8 protein-coding genes are annotated in these 11,789 nt (G+C 46.9%); 5 read left to right on the plus strand and 3 right to left on the minus strand.

Going from position 1 to position 11,789, the window contains the following annotated elements:
* Positions 1–46: 46 nt before the first annotated feature.
* Positions 47–1,189, minus strand: a complete 1,143-nt coding sequence (locus ACYVK4_RS13715; RefSeq protein WP_461128083.1) for an NAD(P)/FAD-dependent oxidoreductase — start codon at positions 1,187–1,189, stop codon at positions 47–49.
* A 287-nt stretch (positions 1,190–1,476) separates the two neighbouring features.
* Between ACYVK4_RS13715 and ACYVK4_RS13720 the strand changes: the two genes are divergently transcribed.
* The 3 genes from ACYVK4_RS13720 to ACYVK4_RS13730 all read left to right on the plus strand — a co-directional run bounded on the left by ACYVK4_RS13720 (position 1,477) and on the right by ACYVK4_RS13730 (position 5,498).
* Positions 1,477–2,802: a sugar porter family MFS transporter gene (locus ACYVK4_RS13720; RefSeq protein WP_461128084.1), complete on the plus strand. Its 1,326-nt coding sequence runs from the start codon at positions 1,477–1,479 to the stop codon at positions 2,800–2,802.
* Positions 2,803–2,813: 11 nt separating this feature from the next.
* Positions 2,814–3,707 (plus strand): carbohydrate kinase family protein, encoded by an 894-nt coding sequence (locus ACYVK4_RS13725; protein ID WP_461128085.1) that lies wholly within the window; start codon positions 2,814–2,816, stop codon positions 3,705–3,707.
* A gap of 261 nt (positions 3,708–3,968) precedes the next feature.
* A complete protein-coding gene (locus ACYVK4_RS13730) occupies positions 3,969–5,498 on the plus strand; it encodes a glycoside hydrolase family 32 protein (RefSeq protein ID WP_461128086.1) in 1,530 nt (509 codons plus the stop codon).
* Between the two features lie 126 nt (positions 5,499–5,624).
* On the opposite strand, the gene ACYVK4_RS13735 is transcribed toward ACYVK4_RS13730, so the two are convergent.
* The gene (locus ACYVK4_RS13735) at positions 5,625–5,933 is read right to left on the minus strand and encodes a hypothetical protein (RefSeq protein ID WP_461128087.1); all 309 of its coding nucleotides are present in this window, start codon (positions 5,931–5,933) and stop codon (positions 5,625–5,627) included.
* Positions 5,934–6,750: 817 nt separating this feature from the next.
* Here ACYVK4_RS13735 and ACYVK4_RS13740 point away from each other — a divergent pair.
* A complete protein-coding gene (locus ACYVK4_RS13740; protein ID WP_461128088.1) occupies positions 6,751–10,614 on the plus strand; it encodes a PAS domain-containing sensor histidine kinase in 3,864 nt (1,287 codons plus the stop codon).
* Positions 10,615–10,672: 58 nt separating this feature from the next.
* Here the strand turns inward: ACYVK4_RS13740 and ACYVK4_RS13745 are convergent, their stop codons facing one another.
* Positions 10,673–11,035: a hypothetical protein gene (locus ACYVK4_RS13745; RefSeq protein WP_461128089.1), complete on the minus strand. Its 363-nt coding sequence runs from the start codon at positions 11,033–11,035 to the stop codon at positions 10,673–10,675.
* Between the two features lie 315 nt (positions 11,036–11,350).
* Between ACYVK4_RS13745 and ACYVK4_RS13750 the strand changes: the two genes are divergently transcribed.
* Positions 11,351–11,737, plus strand: a complete 387-nt coding sequence (locus tag ACYVK4_RS13750) for a hypothetical protein (protein ID WP_461128090.1) — start codon at positions 11,351–11,353, stop codon at positions 11,735–11,737.
* The last annotated feature ends 52 nt before the right edge of the window (positions 11,738–11,789 follow it).

The following is an 11,789-nucleotide window of genomic DNA, read 5'->3' on the forward strand; positions in this document are numbered from 1 at the left end:
CTGCCCGTGGGCGTAATGACCGTTGGCACGGCAAACTATAAACGAATTAGACTTCCAAGGGTTTACCGTGTGTCTGTTTAATGATAATGGGCAAAAGACTCGGTGTTCGTTGTAAGCTTTTTAAAACGAGGGTGGTAATTTTTGGATGCAACAGGACTGACTGGACAATACGGCCGGTCATTAGTCGGGATGTAAAGGCTGATGACCACTGATGGGCATATTGCTGTTCCAAAGTAGTCCGATTCACAAGTTTACCATTTAAAAACTTAACCACTAACTCAGACACCAGTTTAGCACTGTGAATGGCCATGGCCATACCATTGCCGCAAAGGGGATGGATCAGTCCGGCAGTATCCCCACACATCAGCATATGGTTTTCGACCGGGCTTTTTTTGTCGAACGAAATCTGGCTGATCGTTACTGGCTTCTCGAATAGGGGAGTCGCGCCAAGGAAAAAATCCTTCAGGAATGGATTTCGGCCCATCACCTGTTGTTGAAAAGCTTCAATGTTTTTGAAAGCCTTAAAACTTTGATAGTTGGCCAGATAACAAACATTGACAATGCCATTTTCTACCTGAGAAATTCCGCAATAACCCCCATCGAAATTATGCAGGGCAACCAGATCGTTTGGAAAATCGGCTCGATAGTGTGCTTTCACACCAAGCCAGGGCGACTCCCGCTGTGTAAAGGGTCGGTTTAGCCGCTTATCCAACTGAGAGCGTTTGCCGTAAGCCCCCAAAACTAGTTGAGCGGTATAGGTCTGCCCGGTTGACGCTTGAACGATAAACTGATCGTTCGCAAACTTAACATCCGTTACATCTGCCTGAAGAATAGTGAGCCCAGCTTCCATAGCCTTACTCGCCAGATACGCATCGAGTGCAAAACGGCTTACTCCGAAGCCGCCCAGGGGTAAGGGGCTTTCCACCGTTTTCCCGACCACGGTACTGAGTAAGAAACGATGGATTCGGGAGGGGGCCAACTCGTCGACTCTGAGACCCAAATGACGAAGGTAGGGTAATACTTCATTGGAGATGTACTCGCCACAAACTTTATGGTGCGGGTAGGTATGTTTCTCCAGCAGTAAAACCTGAACGCCAGCCCGGGCAAGATGAATGCCTGCGGTTAGTCCGGCCAGACCACCTCCAACAATAAGAACATCGGCTTCATGGTTCATTCGGGTGGTCGTCATGGCAGGAAAACGAGAGTTTAAGGAAATTGGTTTTGACTGTTTTCGCTGGAACTCGTTGCACGAATGTAACGAGTTCCAATCGCCAGAGCGAATGTATCAAATTCATAAACAAGCGTATCAAAATCGAAAGTCTGTGGGCTCATATACGTACTTAAATGACTGGTTGTCAATTGTTTGGATAATTATATTTATTTGAAACTATTTGAACAATTACCGAAAGTCAGCTTTCAGCGGATTGGTGTAAATTTAGTTCGACGTTGATCGTTAACCGTCCTTTCCCATTTGTTATGAGTCAGAAACAACGCATCTTTTTTTGGTCCATTACAGCTGCTCTGGGTGGGTTTCTTTTCGGGTTCGATACCGCTGTGATTTCCGGTGTTGAGCAGTCGCTACAAACGTTGTGGCATCTCAACGTATGGGAGCACGGATTAACGGTTTCTATCGCCCTGATCGGCACCGTCCTAGGCTCTATGCTGGGGGGCATTCCGGCTCAGCGACTTGGCCGCAAAAAAACGCTCTTCTGGATTGCCATGTTGTATTTGGGGGCTTCGCTTGGCACAGCCCTGGCTACAGGATGGAGTGTATTCCTGGTCTTTCGTTTTTTGGGTGGTTTAGGCGTAGGGGCCTCGTCCGTAGCAGCTCCCATGTATATCACCGAGATCTCACCGGCCAAATCGCGCGGTAAGCTGGTGGGGTTATTCCAGTTCAATGTGGTACTGGGCATACTAATCGCTTATCTGTCCAACTTTCTGCTACAGGGGCTTGGTGATGACTCGTGGCGTTGGATGCTGGGTGTACAGGCCTTGCCGTCGCTGATTTTCCTGATTGCTGTTCTGAATATACCAGAAAGTCCACGCTGGTTGCTGTTGGCAAAGGGAAGGGTGGAAGATGCCCATGACGTATTGAAATTGATTGATCCGGAAACGGCTGATTCAACACTGCTGGCTTTGCAGGATAGTGCTGAACATCAGAACAAACGGGCAAGATTGTTCTCGGGTCAATATAATACACCTGTCATGCTGGCGGTGCTGTTTGCCGTATTTAACCAGGTATCGGGCATCAATGCCATTATCTATTATGCGCCCCGAATTTTTGAAATGACAGGGTTAGGCAAGAGCTCGGCGCTTTTATCTTCGGCAGGAATAGGCCTGGTCAATTTGATTTTTACGATGATTTCCATGAACCTTATCGACCGATATGGTCGTCGGACACTGATGAAAATAGGGTCGGTGGGGCTGATTATCACGCTGGCGTTGGTGGCACGGGCTTTTTATGTTGAAGATTTTAGTGGCCTTACCGTACCGCTGCTGTTGTTCGGCTATATCGCTTTCTTCGGTTTCTCGCAAGGAGCTGTTATCTGGGTGTTCATCTCCGAAATTTTTCCAAATGAAGTACGCTCTGGTGGGCAGGCGCTGGGAAGTTTTACCCACTGGTTTATGGCTGCCATTATCACCTTTTCATTTCCCTACCTGGCTGAACATTTCGGGGGGGGGAACACGTTTCTCTTCTTTACCATCATGATGGTGTTACAACTGCTGTTCGTGATCCGGCTCATGCCCGAAACCAAAGGCACCAGTCTTGAGAAAATCGAAAAAACATTCGTCGCTCACTAATCCTATTAACTATGAATCCAATAATAACCTGTTTCGGCGAAATTCTCTGGGATGTGCTGCCTACCAGTAAACAACCCGGCGGAGCACCCATGAACGTGGCTGCTGACCTGCGAAACTTTGGGGTTAATGCTCAACTCATCAGTCGGGTCGGAACGGATGAACTGGGGAGTGAACTGCTCGAATTTCTGGGTCAGATCGGCCTGCCGCTGGATCTGGTACAGATTGGTCAAACTCATCTGACGGGCGTGGCCAAAGCTAATATTTCTGATTTGAACGAAGTAACCTATAAAATTGTCCAGCCGGTTGCCTGGGACTATATTCAGCTGGAGTCTGCCTTATTGGATACGGTCCGGCAAAGTGAGTTCTTCGTGTATGGGAGTTTGGCGGCCCGTAGTCCCCAAACTCACGAAACCCTGCTTGCCCTGCTGGAAATAGCCCCTCGCAAGGTATTTGACGTAAACCTTCGGGCGCCCCATTTTACCCGTGCAACGGTTGAGGAATTGCTCTCGAAGGCGGATATTGTTAAGCTGAACGAGCACGAACTGGTCGAGTTATCCAGCTGGTACGGCGAAGAAAATGACCTGCATCGGGCTATGTATCAGCTCCGGAGTCAGTATAAGCTTGACAAGCTGATCGTTACCCTGGGCGAACATGGGGCCGTGTTGCTGGACAGAGCCGGGCTGCATAGCCAGGTTGGTTTTCCGGTTGAGGTAGCCGATACCATTGGCAGTGGAGATGCCTTTCTGGCTGCTTTCCTGTACAAAACCCTAAAGGGCGAAACACCCCAAAAAACACTGGAGTTCGCCTGTGCTACCGGCGCGTATGTGGCTGGTCAGCGGGGTGCAACACCGTCATTCAACGAAGCAACGATCATCAATCAGTATTTACTAACGACCAGGGTTTGACTGTCTGCCCTTCAGCGTCTAGTAGGCCGTCTGAAGCTTGTCTTGAGGTGTTAATTCAATCGCCGGCTACAGGTAAGCGTTGAAATCGTGGACATGATTCGTCAATCCTGATTTGAATGAAGTGAAGAGAAAAGCCTTTGTTAAGTAAAGAATAGTAGGCTGACGCCTAGTATAGGTTGGTAATGTAGTTTATTTTGGGGGGCGGTCAGTCGTTGACTGATCCCCCACTATACTTCCCTAAGCCCTGATCTGTAGATAATTATGCGACATTTAGTAAAGTACCTTGTTGTTTTAGCCTTTGCCACACACGTCTCTTTCGGGCAGACAACAGCTGATTCGAAATCGGACGTCTATCGGCCCCAGTTTCATTTCTCGCCCAAAGCACACTGGATGAACGACCCCAATGGAATGGTTTTCTGGAAAGGAACCTACCATCTGTTTTTCCAATATTACCCAGACGGTACGACCTGGGGACCCATGCACTGGGGGCATGCCACCAGCAAAGATATGATTCGCTGGCAGGAGCAGCCCATTGCCTTGTACCCGGATAGCCTGGGCTGGATTTTCTCGGGTAGCGCCGTGATCGATGTGAAGAACACCAGCGGATTTGGCAAAAATGGACAAACACCGATGGTCGCCATTTTTACGCACCATAATGATAAACTGGAGAAGCAGAAATCAGACAGGTTTCAATACCAAAGTCTGGCCTATAGTCTCGACGAAGGTAAAACCTGGACCAAATACGCCGGCAACCCGGTACTGCCAAACCCCGGCATTGTTGATTTTCGTGATCCCAAAGTTCGCTGGTACGAGCCACAGCAAAAGTGGATCATGACGCTGGCAACCAAAGACCGGATCACATTTTACTCATCGCCCGATCTGAAAAACTGGAAAAAAGAGAGTGAGTTTGGGCATAATTTAGGCGCACATGGGGGTGTCTGGGAATGTCCGGATCTGATTCCGATTGATCATAATGGTAAAAAGAACTGGGTGTTGCTGGTCAGTATTAATCCGGGTGGTCCAAACGGAGGGTCGGCAACCCAATATTTCGTGGGTGATTTTAACGGGTCGACTTTTACCCCTTATTCAACAGAAACCAAGTGGATGGATTATGGTACGGACAATTACGCGGGCGTAACCTTCGCCAACACGGGCGACCGTACCATTCTGATGGGTTGGATGAGCAACTGGCAATATGCCAATGTTGTACCCACTTCGCCCTGGCGGAGTGCCAATACGGTTCCCCGCACGCTGGGCCTGCAAGCCGTGAACAAGGAACTGTATTTAACGTCAACACCCGTGCAAGAATTGAATGTGCTGAAAGGTGAATCTGTTTCGATAAAGAACCTATCCGTAAAAGGACAGTATGACCTGACGGCTAAGACAAAAAATAATTCGGGTCTATTCAAATTGGATCTGACCACCCGAAACACCGCTGATTTTTCGGTTGTGCTGACCAATGAACAGGGTAATGAAGTGGTTATCGGTTACGATAAAGCGGCCAACGAATACTATATAGACCGCAGCCATTCGGGCAAAACGGACTTTGAGAAAGGGTTTGGGAAACGGCATACGGCCCCGCGCTTGTCCATGGGTAATCAGATTTCGCTAAGCCTGTTAGTCGATGCAGCCTCTGTCGAATTGTTCGCTGATAATGGCCTGAGCGTTATGACTGACATCTTTTTTTCTGACAAAACACTAAACAAATTGCTTATCAAGTCAGCTCAAGGAATATCGGTAGATAATCTGACCTATACAAAGATGACTTCTGCTATGCAGAAGGGACTCTGATGCGCACAAAGACATAACCTATGATAAATGACGAATGATGCCAGCGAGGTCTGCGTAAGATGATGATAAGTTGGCTTTAATTGAAATCGGTATCGAGCGCTCTCGATACCGATTTTGTTTTGTACTTCACGTATGGAGATAAAGTCTATTGTCCATTTGCGACTGCCCGGTCTGAGTTTGTAGACGTAGGGCCTGGGAAATTCGAATGATCTGATCGGCCAGTTTGCCCTGTTCTTCAATCCGGGCTTTGTTGTATTCGAATTGGCGTTGGGGTTCCCAGTAAAAAAGTTCTGTTTTTGCATCGTAGATGCCAATAGGTGCATGCCCCTCCAGTGTAAACAAATGCTCCAGAACGGATATTGCTTCTGAGTTTGTTCGGCAGCAAAGATGGTAGTACTGCTTTCTGAGCAGATAGACGACTGAATACCGATTCATGAGGTTAAAAAGTTAAGTTACGGTGGTTATTTTGTTACAGACAGTATGTTTATGAAAAACACCAGCTACAGTTATGCAGACAATTTGCCGTTATGGAAGCAACCATTAGTCAGGTACTGTATAAATTAATGGCGCTGTTCATCCTGGAAATATACGAATTGATAGATATTATTACTAAATATGTTTATTTGTTATAATTTTTTTGACAAGTATATATGAGTGGAAAATTTGTGAACAATACCTGAAAAATGGATTGTTGTTGATTTGTTGAAGCTCAATCGCTGTTTGATTAATGGAGCTTATGGAGTAAGAATATGGTCATTCCGTCAGCATTTAAGTAACAACATATCTTGTTTTTGAAGGGGTTTAAAAAGGATGTTATAATTTATATCCAAAGTTGTTATATTCTTATAATATAAACAAATTATTTACTAAAAATAATAAACGTAAACATAATTGGCCGTGAAATTAAATGGCAATTGTCTTTTTCAGGCAGAGATCGATCAATAATCCGGCAGACTCACCAACTAGTTTCTACGAGTGCCTAGAGCTAATATCGTTTTAAGGGTAAGTATGTCAAATTGATTTCAAAAGCCTTTTTGCTTGCTAAAATAATGTCTGGAGTTAACGACTACCCTTTGTAAAGTAAATAAAAATGAAACAGTAAAACCCTGACTTTTAGCTTATTGTTATTAGGTAGGCGGATAATACCTTAGTGGTTAACGGAATCTTAAGGTCGCGCATAGATCAACATGTTTTAGATTCATTAATTTTAGGGATAGGAGAGGAATTTATTCAAGATTGTACCGGAAATCCATTGACAAACGATGTAGTAACGACCAGCGAACTTTTTGATTTGCTGGCTAAGGCAACTTGCGATGCTGTTTGGCATTGGGATCTCCATACCAACACGGTGTGGTGGAACGAAGAGTTTACGACGCATTTTGGGTACAACCTAGCTGTAACCGACCACCAGCCATCGTCCTTCTACGACCATATCCATCCTGACGATAGAGCACTTGTTTTAAAGGGGCTCCAAATAGCAATTGAAAAAGGCGAGGCTGGTCTATCCGCTCAATACCGGTACTGTCGGAAAGATGGTTCCGTTGCTGTCGTTTCTGAAAAGCGGTACGTGTTAAATCGAGATGGCCGCCCAAGCCGAATGATTGGGGCGATGCAATTGGTAACTGAACAGGAGACTCGGCAAAAGGCGCAGCACGAAAGCGAAGAACGGCTTCGTCTGGCGTTGGAGTCGGCCCAAATGGGTATCTGGGAGTTTGACCCCGTTCGAAACATATCCACCTGGGATCAACGCTGCGAAAAATTATTGGGTTGGGTTAAAGCGGGGCTGACCTACGAGGAGGGGTTAGCGAATATCCATCCTGATGATCGTGAACGCGTTAGCCAGGATGTGAAGTGGGCGTTAAATCCGAAATCAGGAGGTGTTTATTCCTCAAGTTTTCGCACGGTTGGCGCGCAGGATAAACAGCAGCGATGGGTTCGATTTGTAGGACAGGCCTATTTCACCCAGTCAGGGGAAGCTTATCGACTTGCCGGGGTAGCTCAGGATATTACCGCCGAAATTGTAGCGAAGGAGAAAGCCATTTTAGCCGAACAACAGGCTCGAATGGTCATTGAAGGCTCCGGCTCGGGTTCGTTCTCCCTGGATATCGACACAAATCAAATGCTTTTTTCGCCCTCCTTAGCCCGGCTCTTCACGGGTGAGGAGTCGGGCAATGTGAACAGGAATATATTTATTGATCATCTGCATCCTGATGATCGCTCCATTCGTGACCGGGCCTATGAGCTGGCAGCCCAAACGAATGCTATAAATTACGAAGCCCGATTTATTTGGAAGGATAAATCTGTGCATTGGATCAAGGTGATAGGCCAGTACTTGTTTAATTCCGCTGGTCGGCCGGTGACGCTCTCCGGAATTGCCCTGGACATTACCGAACAGAAGGAGCAGGGTAAAGCCCTCCGTGAAGCAGAACAGCGGTTTTCGATTGCCTTTAACAATGCCTCGATAGGCATGACGTTTACGGATGAACAGGGCAATTTTACCTTGCCAAACAAAGCGTTTGCTCAGTTATTGGGCTACTCTGTGCAGGAGCTAACGGGTGTTAATTTTTTGGCGATGACGCATCCGGAGCATGTTGCGGAAAACAAAAAGCTATTCGATGAGATCATCCGCGGAGAAAGACACTTCTTCAATTTTACAAAACGATATATCCGGAAAGATGGGTCAGAACGTTGGGTGCAGCTAAACGTCACCCGAATCGATGAAGCGCTGAACACTAAGCACGGTGTACTCGTCATTGCTCATGATATCAATGTGGAAATGACGACCCGGAAGGCCCTCAGCGATAGCGAAGCGTTATTTCGTAACATTACAAATGCCTCTACAGCCGCGTTATGGATAACGGATGAACAGGCTGCCATTACTTATGTGAGTCAAAAATGGGTAGATTGGACCGGCGCTCCCCTCGAAGAACACCTTGGTACTGGGTGGCTGCAGTTCGTGGATGCTCCAGACAGACAGAAGGCTTCTGCCCAACTAATGGCAGACATCGATGCTTACAGATACCATGAAAGCCAGTTTCGGGTGAAGCACATCGATGGCACTATTCGCTGGGTGGTTTGCACCGGAACACCACAATATTCGTCTGCCGGGAAATTTGTCGGCTACGCCGGGGCAATTCTGGACATTAGCGACCGCGTTCGGACGGAAGAGAAGTTACGAGCCAGTGAAGAGCGCTTTCGCGGTATGATCAACCAGGCACCGGTGGCCATTGGTATTTTGAATGGACGTGATATGACCGTGGAAACGGCGAATCTGCCGATACTGGACATATGGGGAAAGGACGCGTCTATTATTGGGCTTCCATTGGCACAGGCACTTCCTGAAATAGTTGGTCAGGGTTTTCTGGAATTATTGGAAAATGTATACGATTCAGGAATTGAGCACTATGGGTTTGAAACCCTGGCGTGGCTGCATCGCAAAGGAAAACTTGAAGAAGCGTATTTTAACTTCGTGTACGCGCCCGTTCGCGAAGATTCGTCTACAATTAGTGGGGTTATTGTCATTGCTACCGAGGTAACACAGCAGGTAAAAGCCAAGAAAGCACTGCAGGAAAGCGAACAGCGGTTTCGTAATCTGATTGCGGAAGCTCCGGTTGCAACGAGCTTATTCTTGGGCCGGGAGCTGATCATCGACATGCCAAATGAAGCGATGATAAAGTTTTGGGGAAAAAATACCAGCGTAATCGGCAAACCACTGCGTGAAGCGCTTCCCGAACTTCAGGGTCAGCCATTTCTGGATATTCTGGACGACATTTACTCAACAGGTATTGAATACAGCGCTCAGGAGGCCAGAGCCGATCTGGTGGTTGATGGACGACTACAAACATTTTATTTCAATTTTACGTACAAGCCATTACGAAATGCATCCGGCGATGTGTATGCTATTCTGGACATGGCAATTGATGTGACGGATCAGGTTATAGCGCGCCGTTCCATAGAAGAAAGTGAGCTGCGTTTTCGGACGCTCATGGAAGCAATTGCCCAGATGACCTGGACGAATACGCCAACGGGAGAAATTAACTTTTTTAACCAGCGCTGGTATGATTACACGGGTTTGAGCATGGAGCAAACCAAAGAAGGAGATTGGGAGTCCGTTATCCATCCCGACGACCTGGAGCGCACGAAGGAGGTATACGCCAACTCACTGAAAGAGGGAACTGTCATTGTAATTGAAAATCGGTACCGCCGTGGCTCCGATGGTATGTACCGCTGGCATTTAAACCGCTCTATTCCCATTCGGGATGATGCCGATGATATCAGGCTCTGGGTTGGAACGGCTACCGATATTCATGAGCAAAAGCAGCTGGCGGCCAATCTGGAAGAATTGATCCTGGCCCGTACTCAGGAACTGGAAGCGTCTAACTTTGACCTCCGTCGCTCCAACGAAAATCTTGAGAAGTTTGCCTACATCGCCAGCCATGATCTGCAGGAGCCACTTCGAAAGATTCAATCTTTTGGAGGTATTCTGCGCGATCAATACGCCAGCAATTTAGGCGAAGGGGCCGATCATCTTGATCGAATGCAGAAAGCTGCTGGCCGCATGTCGCTATTAATCAAGGATTTGCTGACTTTTTCGAGGATTTCAACTCGTCAGGAAGCGGCTGCTCCTATAGCGTTGAATAAAGTGCTGGCCGAAGTACTCGAAGATCTGGAAGTAACCGCCCAGCAGGCGAGAGGACAAATAATTGTCGGTGAGTTGCCCACCATATTAGGTGATGCGTCGCAGTTACGACAGCTATTTCAGAACTTGATCAGCAATGCATTAAAGTTTCGGAAAGCGGGTGTCGATCCGATTGTTCGGGTTCAGAGTCGATCAATGCTGAAAGAAACTTTACCCCGAAGTATTCGCCCGGCCCGATCGGCTTCCATGTACTACTGCATCAGTGTAACCGATAATGGTATTGGCTTTGATGAGAAGTACATTGATCGAATATTTCAGGTCTTTCAGCGCCTGCACGGACGAAATGAGTATGCCGGAACTGGTATAGGACTGGCCATCTGTGAAAAAGTAGTGGCTAATCACGGGGGCGCCATAACGGCCGAAAGCCAACCCGATAGAGGGGCTACATTTTTGATCTACCTGCCAATAGGCAAATAAATAATAAGGCAAAGCCGACAGGTATGTTCTCCCAGTCGGCTTTGCCTTACGAAAAAATTTAGCTGGCCAGAAAGTTGACCGCCTGTTTTAAGGTGCGCTCATTATGACTTTCGGGATCCGTGTAGGAACGTTCACCCACCTCAATCGTCAGCTCTTTACCCATGAGTTGTTTCGTGTCCAGGTCTTTGCCCTCCTGAGCGACTACCCCTACCTGCTCAAACAAGCTGATGATGGCTGGCATGCCGGCTGGGGATTGATAAAATCGATGCGATACATATCCATCTTCATTTTCGAAACGGACAGCGAAGAAAGGAATGCCTTTGTACTCACTGGACCCTTCCTCAATGTGTGTGATGGTTACCTGTTGTTCCCCATCGGGCAGTAAGGTTTTATCCTGCCCTTTTTCAACTGCGATTTTCATGATGTTGAGTTTATGTTTTATTTGTATTATAAACGATTCCTCTGCCTATTTGTTTAGTAAAAAATTCAGTGAATTAGTGCTTCCGGGATACTATTGCCCTTATCTTAGGGTTGAGGTCTGAACTGTAACAGCCAGTTGTACTAATATAGTTATATTATAAGAGTGGTTTAATGCGTTCGTATTGAGGATAAATTTTCCAATAATTATATTTCTGTCAGACATTTAGCGTTGGATTCTTTCTAAATTAGAGGCCATAGTCCGTGTTCAGAAACTTTAGTTTTCTGGCAGCGTTAAGGGTTTATCAGGGTAGGAGGCATGAAATCATTTGTTGTATTAGTATTGGCCGGTCTAATGTTAGGGAGCAGTTTGCTGCCCGGCTTTAGCATTGACCAATCGGCCAAATGGGTCGAATTACTACAACATTATGACCAGCACCGCCAGACCGATAGCCAGCTGGGATTTCTTGACTTTCTCGAAATGCATTACGGTGCCAATTCAGAGCACCAGAAACACCCGAATCACAGCCACCAGAACCTGCCTGCGGCCGGTCACACTGTGCCCGTGTTCTCGTCAAGCACCATTCGGCTCCATTTCTGTACGGAGGTAGGGGCTATCCTGTCCAATAAAGCCGACTTTTTTAGAAAGGCCGATCTCTATTCCTTTCTCCGCGTTTTCTCGCTCATTAACCCACCCAGATACTAAGGGTTGCTATTTGAGTACCCGTGTGCCCTTTTGGGTATATCATCTGCCCTGT

The organism is Spirosoma aerophilum, from assembly GCF_054782495.1.

Coding starts and splice junctions, on each gene's coding strand:
- ACYVK4_RS13715 (WP_461128083.1), bottom strand. CDS start 1,189: ATGACGACCACCCGAATGAACCATGAAGCCGATGTTCTTATTGTTGGA.
- ACYVK4_RS13720 (WP_461128084.1), top strand. CDS start 1,477: ATGAGTCAGAAACAACGCATCTTTTTTTGGTCCATTACAGCTGCTCTG.
- ACYVK4_RS13725 (WP_461128085.1), top strand. CDS start 2,814: ATGAATCCAATAATAACCTGTTTCGGCGAAATTCTCTGGGATGTGCTG.
- ACYVK4_RS13730 (WP_461128086.1), top strand. CDS start 3,969: ATGCGACATTTAGTAAAGTACCTTGTTGTTTTAGCCTTTGCCACACAC.
- ACYVK4_RS13735 (WP_461128087.1), bottom strand. CDS start 5,933: ATGAATCGGTATTCAGTCGTCTATCTGCTCAGAAAGCAGTACTACCAT.
- ACYVK4_RS13745 (WP_461128089.1), bottom strand. CDS start 11,035: ATGAAAATCGCAGTTGAAAAAGGGCAGGATAAAACCTTACTGCCCGAT.
- ACYVK4_RS13750 (WP_461128090.1), top strand. CDS start 11,351: ATGAAATCATTTGTTGTATTAGTATTGGCCGGTCTAATGTTAGGGAGC.